We start from the raw sequence: 17,271 nt of genomic DNA, 5'->3' as shown, positions 1-17,271 counted from the left end.
AAAATAACCCTGGCGCATCGTTGCGGAATGATCGACTTCTGGCCACCCTCAAAAATGTGCGCTGACGGTCCCGTAAAACGAGCGAGGCGCGCCGACCTGCAGCGTATTGTAATCACCGGATAGGGGATTGCCGCCACTTCCCATATTGGTGATGTATTTTTCATCGGTGATATTGTTGATGCTGAAGTCGAACTTGAGGTTTTGTGCTACAGCCACATGCCGGAACGCGTAGCTGATACCAAAATTTTCCAGCCAATAGGACGGAACGGCGGTATCGTTAATGTAACTCAGGTACCTCTTGCCCATATACATCGTATCGAAATGAACACTGAAGCCATTTCGATGGTAATTGATCGAATTTTTATACATCAGCTTCGCGTAATTCGGTTCCTGCTTTCCTTTTAGATCATATATGATCCCGCCGGACGTCAGGTTGCTTTCAAATTTCGAACTGTTGTAGCTGATGCTGTTATATAGCGACAGATGCCGCACCGGCGTCACCGTCACGCTGGCATCAACGCCATTCATGTCGACAGACCCCACATTTTCGAACAGAGCATGCGCTTCCGCCAGGGGGCCGACCGACACCGCCTGCTGACGATTTGAAAAATCGACGTGATACAGGTTTATAAGGCCCATCACGTAACTCGCGTTCAACCGATAGCCGATTTCATACACCCAGTCGGTCTCGGGGTGCAGCATTTTCCGCAGGCCGACGAAATCCTGGACGGTTTCCGCCCCCCAGGGCGAGGCAGAGTTGAATCCGTTCTGCGGATAGGCCTGCATGTTCTTCGATATGTCGAAATAGAATTCGTTATGCGGGGCGAAGCGCCAATTGGCGCTGAACTGCGGCAACGCCGCCGCAACGGCATCGAGCGATCCGTGCGGCAACTGCGACGACCCCGTAAAGCCGGCGTCGTTATACAGGATATGGTCCTGCGCATCGACAACCATGCTCCGGAACCCTCCGTGCACCGTCAAGTGTGGAAGAACCCTGTACGTGTCCTGCAGATGAAAGACATATGTGTTGGTGTTGAAGCCATAGGCCCAATGCGTCAGGAACGGACTGCCTCTATGCGCGATTTCGTCATATGGGGCCGCATCCGGGCTATTCGGCTCGTTATAATATTCCATTGCGGGATCGAACGTCATATTCTCATACCAGAACCCGGCATCGAGTGTATGATGCCGGATGTGGTAGATCAGATCGGTCTGAAAACCGATCCGCTGCGTGCCCATCGCCTGATCCTGCGCCGAAAGCGGCGCACCCGAGGGCGAACCGACATAGGGCGACGTCCACCACGCATCGTAGCGCTTGCCGATGCCGTAGAATGTTGTTTTGGATTCCAGAAAATCAGTCAACCGACTGTCGAGACTCATGCCGCCCAGATAGTACCGGCTTGTCTCGATCCCCCGATAATATGCAGCATCCTTCGGATCGGACAGGTCCCTATATTGCTCCGGGTAGATTCCATTCGCCGCATTCAGGGCAGCGCCGTAGTCGGGATAGTAATAATCGATACCGTATCCGACCTTCTTCAGCTCTTCGAGGCTGTTATCGATATAGGACGCCGCTGCCTCCCACGACCAATCAAAATAGGTCTTGAAAGTCGTACGCGCGCCGATCGGCTGCACCAGCTTGGCGTTCACCATCTGCTGGAACTGCGAATCCCCGCCCAGCCATTTGTCTTCCGCCTTTCGGTCGTACGAGACGTAGAATTTCGTCCCGCTGGGATTGAGTAACCCGCTATCGAAGCGCACGAAAGTCCGGAACGCGGCATAGCTGCCGAAGGTCTGCGAGACGTCTCCCCCCATCCTGTCGCTGGGGTCGTTGCCGTAGAAGCGGACCGTACCGCCCAGATTGCTGGTGGCCGGGGTATCCAGACTCCCTGCACCCTGCGACACGTCGGTACGCGAGATGTTCTCGTTGCTGATCGAGCGGCTGACGGGAACGCCGTTATAGGATTCATAGCCCTGCCCGCCCAGCGGGATGCCATCGAGGGTGAAGCCAAGCTGGTCGCTGGTGAAGCCATGCATATAGAAGCTCTGCGACCACAGATCGATGCCGAGCGGGTCCGAGGTACTGAACTGGATACCTGGCAGATTGCCGACAGCCTTCAGCGGCGTCACACCTGGCACAATGAAGGCCAGGTCGCGGGCGGACACCGACTGCATCTGGCGGGTGGAACCGCTTCCGACGACGCTGATCGCCTCGGCCGGTGCCGGGACCGCAGGGCGGACGACCAGTGCGCCCCGTGCAGCCGGACCACGCTTGGCGGTGCGAACCGGCCCGTGCGGCAAGCTGCCATGCGCCTCCTCGATGGCGGCGGCCTGCGCGTGCGCGGCACCATAAGTGACAAGCAGAGTGAAGACGGAAACACCGGCCATCAAGGCGGCGTGCAACCTCTCGCACCACGCGTTGCGGGTGTCGGCGTGGGATAGGCGACAACAGGCATCTCGACTCATCGGAACCATCCTCGATACGAACGCAAAGCCGGCCCACGTTCAATGTCATTGAGATTATTTGCTCACGATTTTCCAATCAGCATCACTACCGAAATTCCTCACCACCCATCAGTTTCATCCGGATGCCCATAATGGCGGCATTGGTTTGCGGAACTGGAGGAGCCTGACAATGCGCCGGACGCCGCGCGTGAACCAGGAGAGCCTGCTGCGGCTCATGTTCGCGGGTTGACGTCTGGGGCTTTTTTTTCGTCCGCTGATGGATTGGTTTGTGCGTCGCACAGGCCGGTGGAGACGGCGAAATACAAAGCGATACTCATCACCAGCACCAACCGGCCGAGACGTTCGGGGGAACGCAACTGACTGTGTTCGAGACCGAAGCCGCGCGATTTGAAGTCGGAGAACATGGGCTCGATGCCCCATCGTGCGCTGTAATCCAGTGTTGTCAGGTAGCTGGGGGTGTCGGACATCGCAATGATCCACGGCTCGGCATGGCCGGGCGCGTTGATGATGCCGATATTGGTGACAATACGCCGATGGGTGAGCGCGACGTCGGTCAGATAGGGACGCTTGTCAGTGACATGTTCGGCCAGGGAGGTTTTGTGGCCGCCCGCGGCGACCCGCAGATTGGACCTCACGCGCAGCCGATAACCCCAGCCTCGGGCGATGGCGAACGCGATCAGATCCGGCGTGCCGTAGAACCGATCCGCCATCAGGCAAATCTCGGCCTGGGAAGGCAGCCAGCCGGCAACCGCTTGGAGCAGGTCCTTCTGAACAGCGAACCCGATCGCCCCTTCCGTCGCCTCGACCCGCCAGGCCAGCGGCAACGCGCGCTCGCCAAAACGCAGCGAGAGCATCAGGATCTGATGGCGGTCATTGGCCTTGGTCTGGTCCATGATCAGCACCACACGCCCGTCTTCGGCGGCCTTGGTGAGCACCTCGCGCGCAAACGGTTCCATGACTTCATCACAGACCACGAGGGGGTTGTCGATGAACCGAGCGATCCACTGGTAACGCATGTCCGCTCGTTCTGCCGCGCGCGGCAACGAAGCCGCCAACACCATCAGATTGGCGCTGCGAACGTCCAGCATGGTGGCGACAAGCAGCGCGAGTTTGTCACGCTGGGTCTTGCGCTGTCCAGGCAACCGACGCTGCAAATCCGCCGCAATGCCAGCCGCCATTTCCACAATAGCCGGGGTCATGCCAAATCCGCTCCTCACAAGGGCAGAATCCTTGAATCACAGCCAGATTCAGCACGTCAATCCAGACTCCATAAAAACTGATGGGTGGTGAGACCGAAATTCCACGATGTGCACTCACCCTGGATGCGGCAGACATCCCGGATACAGATTTAATCGATCCTCCAATTAATTCTGTCAAGAAACGTTTTTGATTGACACACCATATGGATCCCGAATTGACAATCGAATTGGAATGGAACGACACGACTTTAGAAATTTTTTTATGAATATTTATTTTTTTGATCTTACTTCAGTGTGAAAACATCGGTTCCATAGGCCACCACCCCACATCCGGAACGAACACGCCACCTGTAATCCGGCCCCGCGATCCCGCGCGGAGCCGGAAGCCGCCGATCAGAAATTCGTGCTGATCGTGCCGTAGAGCTGGCGCGGCGCGCCGGCCTGCATGGACTGGTCGTCTCCGCTGAAGGAATTGCCCAGTTCGCCCATGTTCGCGATATATTTGATGTTCGTCAGGTTATAGACGTTGAAGGACGCGGTCACATTCTTCAGCACGCTGTAATCGCCGAAATGATAGCCGGCCCCCAGGTTGGTCAGCCAGTAATGCGGCACCGACACATCGTTGGTATAGCTCAGATACCGCCGCCCCATCATCATCGTGTCGATATGCGCGAACGCGCCGCGATAGGTATAGGACAGGCTGCCCTTGTACATCAGTTCGGGGTAATTGACCGCCTGCTTGCCCTTGATGTCATAAACGACATCGCCGGTATTCAGGTTGTTGGCATAGCGCGAACTGTTATAGCTGATGCTGTTATAGATCGACAGGCCACGGATCGGCATCAGGTTCAGGCTGGCATCGACGCCGTTCATGTTGACGCTGCCGACATTTTCCAGGACCGACACCGAATTGTAGATCGATCCCAGGTTCACGCTGCCTTGCCGGTGCAGATAATCGGTGTGGTACAGCGCCAGCAGCCCGACCGCCCAGGGCGAGGTGTAGCGATAGCCCAGTTCGTAGACATACGCCGTCTCGGGCTTCAGGTGCGTCTTGGTGTAATCGAACGCCGCCTGCGTGGGGCCGCCCCACGGGCTGCCCTGATTATAGCCCGAACCGGTCATGACCGACATGTTCTCGGCAAAATCGAAGAACACTTCATGATGCGGCAGGAAACGGTAATTGATGCTGAATTGCGGCAGGAACGCCGCGTTGTTCGAGATCGAGCCCGTCGGCAGCGTCGCCATGCCGGTATAGGCCGGATCGTTCTCGATGATGTGGTTGGTCCCGGTATAGAGGATCGAACGGAAACCCGCATTGATCGTCAGGTTGCGCGTCACCCGGTACGTGTCCTGCAGATGGGTCTGCACCAGGTCGTAACGGTAGCCATAGCGCCATTGCTCGGCAAAGGCCGGCGGCAGCGCGTTGACCGGATCGACCGGCGTCCCCTGGCCCAGGATCGGCTCCTGATAGAATTTATAGAAATCCTGCGGCTGGCTGTTCTCGTACCACACGCCCAGATTCACCATATGATGGGCGATATGATAGGTCAGGCCGGTATCCAGGCCGGCACGCACCTGGCGCGAGCCCTCGTTCTGCTCGACCAGCGGCGCGCCATTGGGCGACGTCACCCACGGGTTGGTCCAGAACGCGTTCCACGACTTGCCGTGCGCATACAGCATGGTCTGCCAGCGCAGCTTGTCGGTAAGCTGGGAATCGAACTTGATCCCGCCCAGATAATCGTGGCCCGTGGCCGGCCCGTCATAGACCGACGCGTCGATCGGGTCGTCCAGGCCGGCGTATCCGGGCGGCAGGCTGCCGCCGGGCAGGCCATGCGCGAACAGCGCCGTGCGATAGGCCGCCGCATAGTCGGGCTTGTAGTAATCGACGCGATAGCCCAGCGTGTTGATGATGTTCTTCGACAAATCGCCATAGGTATCGGCTTCGCTCTGGTCCCAGTCGAAGAAGGCGGTCATCTTCGTGCTCTGGCCGATCGGCTGCACCAGCTTGAAATTGACCTGCTGCAGGAACTGGCTGCCATAGCCCTTCCACTTGTTCTCGTCCGTGCGGCTGTACGACACGAAGAACTTGGTGCCGGACGGATTCAGCACGCCGCTGTTCAGCCGCACGAAGGTCTGATAGGCTTGGTTGCTGCCGAAGGTCTGCGACAGCGTGCCGCCCCGCCGGTCCGACGGATCGATCGAATAGAACTGCATCACTCCGCCCAGATTATTGGCCGCCGGCACGTCGACGGCCCCGGCCCCCTGGGATACGGTCACCTTGGCGATGTTCAGGTTGGAAATGGCGGTGTTGATGTTCGCGCCCAGCCCGCCATAGCCCTGGCTGCCCAGCGGAATGCCGTCCAGCGTAAAGCCCAGCGCCGAGAAGCCCCGCACATAGAAGCTCTGCGACCACAGATCGACGCCCAGCGGGTCGGAGGAATTGAACGACACGCCGGGCAGCGTGCCCAGCGCCTTCAGCGGCGTCGTGCCGGGCACCATGCGCGACATCAGTTGCGCCGTGGTCAGGGTCTGTTCCTGACGGGTCGAGCCATGGCCGACCACGCCGACGGACTCACCCTGGCTGTCGCCATGATAGGCGACGGAACGGGCGGCGGCCGGCGCCCGCCGCGCGGCCGTGCCATGCACGGCATGCGGCGCCTTGCCGGCCGGTTGCGAAGCCGCCGTCTGCGCCACGGCGTCCAGACCCGGACAGACCAGCATTGATGTCGCCAGAAGATAGGTCAAACGCCTTCTGCTCATGAAAACTTCCCGCCTTTCCTAAAGGATATCCGTCATCAGGCCGCGCGTGGCGCGAACCGGCCGGACTCAGCCACAATATATAGTGTATACACTACAAAAATTCGAACGACGCCCGAAGGATCAAACCACCATCGCCAATCGCCGCCTCCCCGTCCCGACGCGGCACGCCCTCGCCTTCAGGGACCAGGGCGGTCCTGTTTCGGGATATCCTGCACAATGTCCGGCTCCGGGCGTTCCTCCCCATGCCGGGGAATATGGAGGCTTCGGGTCACGACATTGCGCATTCGTTCCATTTAGTGGTGTACACGCGACTTATTCCGGACGCAAGTCGATTCGAAATCGTTTTTTAATTATTCCGTAAACACCACCAGGCTTTCGGCCCCACCCCCGTTTACGTCAGCGGCAGGCCCACGCCTGTCCCGCGCCCGCACGGGCCTGGGCGGGATAGGCACAGAGCGGCATGGCATGCCCCGAAGCCACCGACGGCGCGGCTTCGATCCGCGCCGGGGCCTGCCCCGTCGCCACCCAGCGATCCAGCGGCGACAGCGTATCGAATCTGTCCGGCCCCACTCCGCCGCCGCAATGCGCCATGCCGGGCACCATGAACAGCCTGGCGCCCCGCGTCGCATCGGGCGCCGCCGCCTGCAGCGCATTGAAGAAATCGATCGTGCTGTAGGGCGAAATCGCCATGTCGGCATAGCCGTGATAGAAGATGATCTTGCCGCCCTTTTTCAGGAACGCCGCCATCTTCCCGGCATCGTCCGCATTGCCGTCCCGCACCGCGCCGTCATAGGCCGCCAGCGCCGCGTCGGGAACGATGCCGCTGGGGCCGACCGGATAACGCAGCAGGGAAAAGGACGGATCACGCATGACAAGATATTTCAAGGCCTGGTCGTCGAACTGATATTCCATCGGCCCCGCATGGTCGGGCCATGTCGCGCCGGCCGGCGGCCCGGCCTCCTGCATGCCGAACTGCATCGCCGCGGCCAGTCCCGCACCCCAGTGACCCACCGCGAAACCGGGATAGACGCGCCCGCCCCGCCTGTCCGTGGTGTCGGCCACGAACGCGCGGGCCGTCCGCACCTGGGCCGGAGCCAGGCATGCCGATTTCTGCCCCGGCCGGCACAGCAGCCGGTCAAAATCCGGATGGCACAAGGCAGGATTCTGGATCAGCCCATCGGCCCGCCCATCCAGCGCATCGCAGGCCGACAGCGTAAACCGGTCGATCAGCGCCAGGTCCGACGGCCGCAGCCGGCCGTCCGGCGCGGCCAGGTTGGCCTGCTGGACCTTGATGTCCCCCAGCATCAGCCGCAGGGTCAGAAACGGATCGCCTGCGATGATGCCGTCATAATCGCCGGGAAAACGTTCGGCCTCGATCATGCCCTGCCGGCCGCCATTCGAACATCCGTCGAAATAGGCATGGTCGATCCGCGCGCCGTAATAGCGTGCCACCAGCGCCTTCAATGCCGATGTCGCCTGGTGGGTCGCCCGCCAGTCATAATCGGCCAGCCTGGCGCGGTCGGGATGCCCGTCGGCATCCAGGGCGAAGCGCCCGTCCACGAACGCCGTGCCGGGCGCATCCGCATGCCCGGTATCGGTAATCCCCACCGCATAACCGTCCGCGGCGGCCCCGGCGATATCACGCCCATTGGCCGACGGCGTCGTGTTCCCGGCAAACCCGCCGACGCCCAGCATCAGGAACCTGGCATTCCAGGCGCGCGGCAGGCTCAGCCGGAATCCGGCGCTGCCGTCCGGCACCCCGGCGCCATGCGTGCGGATCCGTCCCGTCACCACACAGGCCGCGCCCTGCGCCGATGCCTCCGCCACCGTCACGTCCGTGACATGCAGCGCCCCGATCGCTCGCGGCGCACAGGCAGACACGGCGACAGGCACGGCGGCGCGCGCCGCGGCCACGCTCCCCACCAGACAGGCTAGCAACACAACGCCGCCCGCGCGGCGCATCACCCCGTCAAATGCCGTCATGGGTCCAGCATATCCCTCAAGTCCGCGCCGGGGACAGAAAGCCCGACACCGCGTCGCAAAAACCATCCAGATTGTCCCAGGGAATCATGTGGCCGGCATCGGGCACGCGCACGGTCGCGATCGACGGCAGCAGGGCGCGGATTTCCGCCTCGTCCTCGGGCAGGATCACATCGCCGCGCGTGGCGATGACCAGTTGGGTCGGCGGCGCCAGGTGCGGAATGTCCTGGTGGATGTCCTCGGTATGGAATTTCTCGAACGTGACGCGGGTCGCCAGTTCGTCGCACGTATGCAGCCATTCGGCGCGCAGGCGGCGCTGCGCCTCGGTCCAGGTCGGGCAATAGCGGCGCATCGCCTCGGCATCCATGCCGCGCCGCGCTTCGCGGATCGAATCGACATACCATTCGATCCGCGCCGGATAGGCCCGGCGGCCCGGGCCACTGACCGGCGGATCGACCAGCACCAGCGCCGCGATGCCGGCGCCATCCCGCCGCGCCGTGCGGATGGCGATGCGCGCGCCCATCGAATGGCCCAGCACCACGCAGGGCGGCAGGTCCAGCGCGGTGATGAAGCCGCGCACGTCCGCCGCATAGCTGTCCAGGTCATAGGCCAGGTCCGGCCCGGTCTCGGACAGGCCGCGCCCGCGCACGTCCAGCACATAGACGTCATGCGTCACCGCCAGGCGCTCGGCCACGAACCCCCAGGTGATCGCCGGGCTGGTAATGCCGGGGATCAGCACCAGCGGCGCACCCGTGCCGCCATAGCGCAGATAATGCTGGCGGATGTCGTTGGCACGCACGTTCGCGCCATACAGGAACCGGCTGTCGGTCATCGCGATCCTCTCCCTTTCCTCAAGGCTTTTCCTCAATAGGCACCGGACAGCAGCGCCCCCGCGCCGGGGGCGACCCGCTCCAGCCCCAGCGCGCCCAGCATCGCGTGGGTCGTGGCGATCGCCGCGGTGATCACCGGCTTGCCGGTCAGCGCCTCGACCTTCGGCACCACCGGCAGCGAGGGCATCTGCACGCAGGCCGACAGCACGATCGCATCGGCCTCGGCGTAATTCAGCCCGGCCACGATGCCGGGCAGGCGCTCCGGATCGTGCGCGGCCACGTCCAGGTTGTCCGGAATCTCCAGCGCCACGTGATCGATCACCGCGTACCCCTCATGCGCCAGGTAATCGACGACCAGCCTGGTCAGCGGCTTCATATAGGGCGCGACGACGACGATCTTCTTCGCGCCGATCACCTTCAGCCCCTCGACCAGCGCGCCGGCGCTGGTCACCACCGGAGCCGGCGCGCCGTTCTCGCGGGTCCGGGCATGCAGCCGCGTCTCGGACACGCGGTGATAGCCGGTCCCCATCGACATGATCGCCACCAGGCAGGCATAGCCCAGCACGTCGACCCGGGCATCGCTCAGCTCCAGCGCGCAACGGTCGGATTGTTCGTCCATCGCCGCCAGCTCGTCCTTGCTGACCGTCTTCATCCGCATCCGGCTGGAATGGAACAGAAACCGTTCGGGCCGGATCAGTTGCCGGGCCGCCAGCATCGCCGGGATCTCGGTCTCCATCGTGACGTTCGAACTGGGGACGATCTGGCCGATGCGATAGAGCGGTTTCATGGCGAATCCCGAATATATATATGAAAATATTGAAACGATCAGCGATTGGACAGGCGCGCGAGCAACGTGTCGTACTCCATCACGTCGCCGCATTTCTGCGCCATGTCGAACAGATTGGCCTCATGCGGGCCGATCGCGCGGTCGCCCACGCAATCCGACACCACGATCGGCCGGAACCCCAGCGACATCGCGTCGATCACGCTGGCGCGGATGCACCCGCTGGTGACGCAGCCCGCCACCACCAGCGTCTGCACCCCGCGATGGGCATACCATGCCGCCAGCGATGTGCCCGAGAACGCCGACGGCACCGTCTTGCGCACCACATATTCGCCGTCCACCGGCGCCAGTCCGGGCACGATCGCGCTGGCCGGGCTGGTCTCGGTCAGCCCCAGCAGGCTGGGCACCTTCAGCGAGAACACGTTGGCATCCGACCCGTCATCGGCAAAGACGATGCGGGTATGCGCGACCGGCCAGCCCAGGCGCCGCGCCGTGGCCAGCAGCGGCTTCGTCCGCTCGATCGCCTGCGGAATGTTCCCGCCGCCGAAGGCCACCGGATCAGCAAACCCGTTGACGAAATCGACGATCAGCAGCCCCACCTGCCCGACGATGCCCATCTCGCGCCCGAATCCCTGGCGCTGGTACAGCGCCTCGTCGCTCTCGCCGCGCCGCGCCGCGCCACCGTCCAGCCTGTCGCTCATGCCGCGTTCCCCAATCCGTCATTCACCAGTTCGCCGTCCCGCACCACCGCGTCGCCATCCAGCATGACGGTGCAGTTGCGCATCGGAATATCGATATGGCACGCCGTGTCGCGCGTGCCGCCGGCCTCGTTGTTCGGACCGGTGGACCACAGGAAATTGCCGGCGCAGGCCCGCGAATCCATGCCGATCGTGGCCTCGCGGTCATACAGGCCCAGCACCGACCAGTGCGCGCGCTTCTGCAGCCCCCACCCGACATGCGAGATCGCATAGACCTCCGGATCGCCGAACGATTCCATGTATCCCCGCAGCAGATCGGCATCCAGCCCGCCCGCGATGTCCGTCACATAGCCGTCGCGGATGGTGAATGTGACGGGCTCGCGCACATAGGATTTCTGCGGCAGCAGGATATCGCCGCGATCCAGCACGATCGTCCCCTGCGCCGATCCCTCGTTCGACCAGGTGGCCAGAAAGCCGCTGGGCCAGTGGTCCCACCGTCCCGCCCGCTCGCAGAACCCGTACTCCTCCAGGATCGGATACTCCCCCAGCGCGAAGGTCACGTCCGTCCCGGCCGCCGAGGTCACGCGCATCTGCCGCGCCGCACGCAGCACCCTGGATGCCGCCAGCACGCGCCGCCGATCCTCCTCGGTCGGCACCATGCGCAGCAGGATCTCGGGCGGCTCCACCGCCAGCAGGATGCGCCCGCCCGCCGACAGGATCTCATGCTGTTCCGCCGAGAACAGCAAGGTCATCAGGTCCAGCACCAGGTCGCTGGCCTTCAGCATCGCCAGCGCCGCCTTGTTGCCGGTCAGCGGCGTGGTGCCGACATAGGCCAGCGGATCGCGCGACAGCGACGTCCCCCCATTCACCGGCAGCAGGTCCAGCCGGTTGACGATGGCCCCCTTCGCGCGGGCGGCGACGATCGCGGTCCGCAGGGTCTGCGGATGCGTGTCGCTCGACGTCAGGATGGTCACGGTCTGCCCCGCCGCGATGCCGGACAGGGACAGCACCTGCCCCCACGCCTCGACCATCTCGAAATCGCTGACTGACATGCTGCGTCTACTCCTTTTCGGAAGGCAAGGGGCGACGCCGGCCGCGCCATCCCAGGATCAGGTTCAGCCCGATGGCCGCGATCGTGGCGGTGGCGATCCCGCCCAGCACGACCTGGCCCATGGCGATCGTCAGGTTGCCCGCCCCCGCGATCAGCGTGACCCCGACGGTGAACAGCGTGCGCGGATCGGCGAAATCCACCTTATGCTCGATCCAGATCCGCACCATCGTCGCGGCGATCAGGCCGAACACTCCCAGCGCCAGTCCACCCAGCACCGGATCGGGAATGATCCGCAGCACCGCGCCGAAACGGGGCGAAAACCCCAGCAGGACGGCGAACAGCGCCGCCGCGACGAACACCAGGGTGGAATAGACCCGCGAGATCGCCATCACGCCGATATTCTCGACATAGGTCGTCACCCCCGTGCCGCCGCCCGCGCCCGCCAGCATCGTCGCCAGACCGTCGCCCAGGAAGGCCCGCCCGGCCAGGGCATCGAAATTGCGGCCGGTCATCGCCCCCAGCGCCTTCAGATGGCCCAGATTCTCCGCCAGCAGCACCAGGGCGACCGGGGCGATGGCCAGCATGGCATGGGTCTCGAAGCGCGGCGCGCGCAGCGGCGGCAGGCCGAACCAGGGCGCGGCCCGCACTATGCCGAAATCGATCGGCGGGGCCAGGCCCAGCCCGTTGGCGGCCAGCGCATAGACCAGGCACGACACCACCATGGCGCACAGGATCGACAGCCGCCGCATCGCCGGCGGCGCATGCAGCGAGAACACCGCCACCGTCAGCAGCGTGACCAGCCCGAACACCGCTTCGGCGGGCCGCGCGCCGATCCGCTGGGCCGCGACGGGCGCCAGGTTCAGGCCGATCGCCGCTCCCACCGCCCCGGTGACCACCGGCGGCATCAGCCGCTCGATCCAGCCGGTGCCGGTCGCCCAGACCAGCAGCCCCGCCAGCGCATAGACCGCCCCCGCCGCGACGATCCCCCCGGCGGCCAGCGGCACGTCCGGATTGGCGCCATGCCCCGCATAGCCCGTCACCGCGACCACCAGCGCGATGAACGAGAAGCTCGATCCCAGATAGCTGGGCACCCGCCCGCCCGTCACCGCGAAGAACAGCAGCGTACCCAGGCCCGAGAACAGCACCGCGACATTCGGGTCGAAACCCATCAGCAGCGGACCCAGGATGGTCGAGCCGGACATCGCCAGCACGTGCTGCGCGCCCATCAGCAGCGTATGCCCCCAGGGCAGGCGCTCATCCGGCGCCACCGCGCCATGGCCCGCCACCGGCCGCCAGGACGGCAGGAACCGCATCACGGCGTCCCCCGCGGCGACGGGGCCGCATGCGGCCGGGCCACGATCCCGTGGCGCGGCGCGGCGCGCAACGCCGCCACCCGGCCCGGCAGGCCGGTCCATTCCGGCCGGCCGGGGGCGAAGGTCGCGCGCAGATACCGCACCAGCGCCGCGATCTGCGCATCGCTCAAGGTCTCGCGAAAGCCGGGCATCGCGCCGGCCTCCGGGGTCGCCGGATGCCCGACGCCGTCCAGGATCACCCGCACCAGGTTGTCCGGCCGGTCGGCGAACAGGTTGCCGTTCAGCGCCAGCGACGGACGCGCGCCGAACATGTGGGGCGCCGCGCCCTCATGGCAGGCCGCGCAACTGCCGCCGAAGATCCGCGCCCCTTCCCCCACGCCCGCGCTGTCCCGCAGGCGCAGCGCCGCCTGGCCCTCGGCGCGTTCCCGCGCCTGCTCCGCCGCGCGCGCCGCGCCCGGCGCCGCGTTGCGCGGATCCAGCGACGCGACATAGACCGCGATCGCCCGCACGTCGCCTTCCGGCATCTGCGCCATCTCGGCGACCACCGGCGCCATCGGCCCGGCGGCCGGCCCGTGCCGGTCGGAAAAGCCGGTGCGCAGATAGGCGAACAGCGCATCCTCGCTCCACGGCACCGGCGATCGCGACAGCGCGCCCAGCGGCGGCGCATCCCACCCCTCGGCCTCGCCCCCCGCCAGATAGCGGGTCCGGCGCCGCTCGGCGCCCAGCGCGTTGCGCGGGGTATGGCACGCGCCGCAATGGCCCAGCCCCTCGACCAGATACGCCCCCCGGTTCCAGGCGGCCGAGCGCGCCGGATCGGGCACGAACGGCGACGGGTCGTGGAACAGCGCGTTCCACCCCGCCATGATCGGCCGGACGGCGTACGGGAAGGCCAGCCTGGTCTGCGGCACGACGTTCCGCACCGCCGGCTGCGCCATCAGATAGGCATACAGCGCCTGCATGTCGGCCTCGTCGATCTTCGCGAAGGCCGTATAGGGAAAGGCCGGATAAAGATGGCGCCCGTCGCGGCTGATCCCGTGACGCATCGCCCGGGCGAACGCCCCATAGGACCAGCGCCCGATCCCCGTCTCCTCGTCCGGCGTCAGGTTGGTGGAATGAATGATGCCGAACGGCGTCTCCAGCGCCAGCCCGCCGGCATTGACCACGCCCCCCGGCGCGGTATGGCACACCGCGCAATCCCCCGCCGCCGCCGCCTGCCGCCCGCGCTCCACCAGCGCGGCCGAAAACAGCGACGGCGCAGGACGCGCGATCGGCGCGATGGCCGGCCGCCACGGCATCGCCGTGCTCGTCACCTGCATGACCGCGGCACAGAACACCCCGGGCGCCAGCCAGCGCCGCCACCCGCCGGCCTGTCCCGGCGCCGCCGCCGCCAGCGGCATGGGCTCGGGTTCGGGTTCCGGTTCGGGTTCCGGCGCGACCGGCTCGCGCCACGGCCCCAGCGCGTCCTCCAGCCCGGCGCGGATGCGCTCGGGCGTAAAGGGCACGTCGCGAAACCGCACGCCCGTGGCGTCGAAGATCGCATTGGCGATCGCCGCCGCGCTGGGGACCGAGGCGGATTCGCCCACCCCCAGCGGCGGCTGGTCCTGGCATTCGACCAGCAGCACGTCGATGTCGGGCACCTCGTCGAAAGTCAGCAGCGGATAGGTGCCCCAGTCGCGGCTGGCCACGCCCCGCGCGTCGAACGCCACCTGTTCCTTCAGCGCCCGGCTGACCGACTGGACGACATTGCCATGGACCTGGTGCCGCACCCCGGCCGGGTTGACCATCATGCCGGCATCCTGGCCGACCCATACCTTGGTCACCCGGACATGGCCGGTCTTGCGGTCGACCGCCACGTCGGCGACCCAGGCCGCCCAGGCCGCCGGCACGCCGGGAAAGGTGCCATGCACATATTGCGCATAGGCGACGCCCCGCCCGCGCAGGATCCGCGCCTGACCGTCCGGCCGCCGCATGCCCGCGCGCGGCACCCAGCCCGCACGCGCGGCCAGCGCGCGCAGCAGCGCCGCCGCCCGCGCGTCGGCCAGATGGCGCAGGCGATAATCCAGCGGATCGACTCCGGCCGCCGCCGCCAGCTCGTCGATATAGCATTCATGCGCAAAGCTGTTCGGCATGGCCGACACCCCCCGCAGCCACGAGGCCCGGGCGATCGGCGGCATGTCATGCACGGTGACCCGCGCATTGCCGTAGGCATAGGGCGCGATGCTGGTGCGGTCGCCCATCTGCGTCACCCCCGGCGTCGCGGCGGGCACCACCCCGGTCAGCACCAGCGCCAGCAGGGGCGAGACATTGGACGGATAGCGCGTCGAAAAATCATAGGCCGCCGGACTGCCGTCCGCGGCGATACCGCCGCGCACCTGCATCAGTTGCGCGGCGCCCTTGGGCTCCCAGACATGCTCCTGCGCGCGGGTCAGTTGCACCCGCACCGGGCGGCCGACCGCCCGCGACAGCAAAAGCGCGTCGCCGCAGACATCGTCGGCGCAGTTGCGCCCATAGCAGCCCGCGGCCTCGTGCCGGACGATCGAAATCCGCGCCGCTTCCACCCCCGCCAGTTGGGCGAGGTCGGCGCGCAGCATGTGCGGGTTCTGCGTCCCGGACCACACGGTCACGCCCTCCGCCCGCCAGTCCGCCACCGCGCAGGACGGCCCGATCGAGCCATGCATCTGATAGGGCCAGGAATAGGTCCGGTCCATCCGGCCCGGCAACCCGTCCAGCGCGGCTTCGACATCCCCACGATCCAGCAGCCGGCGCGGCGTGGCGGGATTGGCCAGCAGCGCCGCCGGCGGATCCGACAGGCCAGGCAGCACGGGCACGTCCCAGCGTACCGTCAGCACCCGCGCCGCCTCGGCCGCGTCTTCCTCGCGCTCGGCCACCACGCCGACGAAATCGCCGATGGTGACGACATCGACCAGGCCGGGAACATGCGCGACCGATGCGCGATCGACCGACCGCAGGCTGTGCCCGACAAAGCCCCCATGATCGAAACCGCCGTAAGGCGGGCGGACGACCCGTCCATGGAGCATGCCCGGCACCCGGACATCATGCACATAGACCGCGCGCCCGGTGGCCTTGTCGGGAATATCCACCCGCGCCACCGCCCGCCCCACGATCCGGTAGCGATCGGGCGTCTTGACCGCGACCTGCTCGTCCAGCCGGACGCGCAGCGCCTGGCCCTCCAGCAGCATGCCATAGGTCAGCGGCGCATCCCGCAGCAGGGCCGGCGCGCCGACGATCCGCCCGTCGCGCAGATCCAGGTCCGCCACCGGCCGGTTCAGCCGCAGCGCGGCAAGGTCCAGCAGGACGGCCCGCGCATGCGCCGCGGCCCGGCGGAGCGGAATCGCGCTGACCTGGATGGTCTCGCTGGCGATCGTCGCCCCCTGGTCCGGCGTCCTGCCCGTGTGGCCCAGCACCATCGTGACATGGCCGAACGGCACGTCCAGTTCCTCGGCGACGATCTGCGCCAGCGCGGTGCGGATGCCGGTACCCAGGTCGACATGCCCGCAATAGCCCGTGACCCGGCCTTCGGCATGCACGACGACGAACATTTCGTCCGGCGCCTCGCCCGCCGGCGCCGCCCGCGCCGCCAGCCCGCCGGGCGGCTGCGGCGGCCGCACGATCGCTAGCCAGCCCGCCCCCCCGCCGAAGCCGTCGGCCGCCGCGCTCACCGCGACGCCCCGCACGGCATGCCGCACGACACCCCACATGCCCGGCGCGCCGCCTGCAGGATTTCCACGTGTGTGCCGCAGCGGCACAGATTATGCCGCAGCGCCTCGCGGATCTCGCCCTCGCCCGGGGCCGGATTGACGTTCAGCAGCGCTCGCACGGTCATGATCATGCCGTTGAGGCAATAGCCGCACTGCGCCGCCTGCGCGTCGATGAAGGCCTGCTGTACCGGATCGGGGGTTCCGTCCGGCGCGACCAGCCCTTCCAGCGTCGTGACCGCGCGCCCGGCCAGCAGCCCGACCGGCACGCTGCACGACCGCGCCGCCCTGCCGTCGACCAGCACGGTGCAGGCGCCGCATTCCCCCAGGCCGCACCCGTATTTCGGGCCGTTCAATCCCAGGTCGTTGCGCAGCACATAGAGCAGCGGCGTCTCGGCGGCCGCCTGCACCACGTGCCGCGTCCCGTTCACCGTGATCTCCTGCATGCTCCGCTCCATGCGCGCGTCCCGACGG

General features: G+C 66.0%; 11 protein-coding genes. All 11 read right to left on the bottom strand.

The window, feature by feature from the left end; genetic code table 11:
* Window positions 1–48: 48 nt before the first annotated feature.
* Complete coding sequence (locus tag AAC691_RS18145) at window positions 49–2,466, bottom strand: TonB-dependent receptor plug domain-containing protein (RefSeq protein ID WP_342627965.1); 2,418 nt, start codon at window positions 2,464–2,466, stop codon at window positions 49–51.
* Window positions 2,467–2,678: 212 nt separating this feature from the next.
* Window positions 2,679–3,665, bottom strand: coding sequence for a transposase (locus AAC691_RS18140; RefSeq protein WP_342627340.1), 987 nt, complete (start codon window positions 3,663–3,665; stop codon window positions 2,679–2,681).
* 393 nt (window positions 3,666–4,058) lie between these two features.
* Window positions 4,059–6,425 (bottom strand): TonB-dependent receptor domain-containing protein, encoded by a 2,367-nt coding sequence (locus AAC691_RS18135; RefSeq protein ID WP_342627964.1) that lies wholly within the window; start codon window positions 6,423–6,425, stop codon window positions 4,059–4,061.
* A gap of 396 nt (window positions 6,426–6,821) precedes the next feature.
* Window positions 6,822–8,408: a tannase/feruloyl esterase family alpha/beta hydrolase gene (locus AAC691_RS18130; RefSeq protein WP_342627963.1), complete on the bottom strand. Its 1,587-nt coding sequence runs from the start codon at window positions 8,406–8,408 to the stop codon at window positions 6,822–6,824.
* Between the two features lie 16 nt (window positions 8,409–8,424).
* Complete coding sequence (locus AAC691_RS18125) at window positions 8,425–9,237, bottom strand: alpha/beta hydrolase (RefSeq protein ID WP_342627962.1); 813 nt, start codon at window positions 9,235–9,237, stop codon at window positions 8,425–8,427.
* A 32-nt stretch (window positions 9,238–9,269) separates the two neighbouring features.
* Window positions 9,270–10,022 carry an Asp/Glu racemase gene (locus AAC691_RS18120; RefSeq protein ID WP_281362796.1) on the bottom strand — a complete coding sequence of 251 codons (753 nt, stop codon included), beginning with the start codon at window positions 10,020–10,022 and terminating at the stop codon, window positions 9,270–9,272.
* A 38-nt stretch (window positions 10,023–10,060) separates the two neighbouring features.
* On the bottom strand, window positions 10,061–10,720 hold the full coding sequence (locus tag AAC691_RS18115; RefSeq protein ID WP_342627961.1) for an isochorismatase family protein: 660 nt from the start codon (window positions 10,718–10,720) through the stop codon (window positions 10,061–10,063).
* Window positions 10,717–11,769 carry a 2,5-dihydroxypyridine 5,6-dioxygenase gene (locus AAC691_RS18110; RefSeq protein WP_342627960.1) on the bottom strand — a complete coding sequence of 351 codons (1,053 nt, stop codon included), beginning with the start codon at window positions 11,767–11,769 and terminating at the stop codon, window positions 10,717–10,719. Before AAC691_RS18110 ends, AAC691_RS18115 begins: the two co-directional genes overlap by 4 nt.
* A 7-nt stretch (window positions 11,770–11,776) precedes the next feature.
* The gene (locus tag AAC691_RS18105; protein WP_342627959.1) at window positions 11,777–13,081 is read right to left on the bottom strand and encodes a solute carrier family 23 protein; all 1,305 of its coding nucleotides are present in this window, start codon (window positions 13,079–13,081) and stop codon (window positions 11,777–11,779) included.
* Window positions 13,081–16,800, bottom strand: a complete 3,720-nt coding sequence (locus tag AAC691_RS18100) for a molybdopterin cofactor-binding domain-containing protein (RefSeq protein WP_342627958.1) — start codon at window positions 16,798–16,800, stop codon at window positions 13,081–13,083. Before AAC691_RS18100 ends, AAC691_RS18105 begins: the two co-directional genes overlap by 1 nt.
* The gene (locus AAC691_RS18095) at window positions 16,758–17,243 is read right to left on the bottom strand and encodes a (2Fe-2S)-binding protein (RefSeq protein ID WP_408906015.1); all 486 of its coding nucleotides are present in this window, start codon (window positions 17,241–17,243) and stop codon (window positions 16,758–16,760) included. The genes AAC691_RS18100 and AAC691_RS18095 overlap by 43 nt, the downstream gene beginning before the upstream one ends.
* Window positions 17,244–17,271 lie beyond the last annotated feature (28 nt).

Source organism: Nguyenibacter vanlangensis (assembly GCF_038719015.1).
In the GTDB taxonomy this organism is placed as follows: domain Bacteria; phylum Pseudomonadota; class Alphaproteobacteria; order Acetobacterales; family Acetobacteraceae; genus Gluconacetobacter; species Gluconacetobacter vanlangensis.
This window is presented reverse-complemented; position numbering and strand designations above follow the sequence as displayed.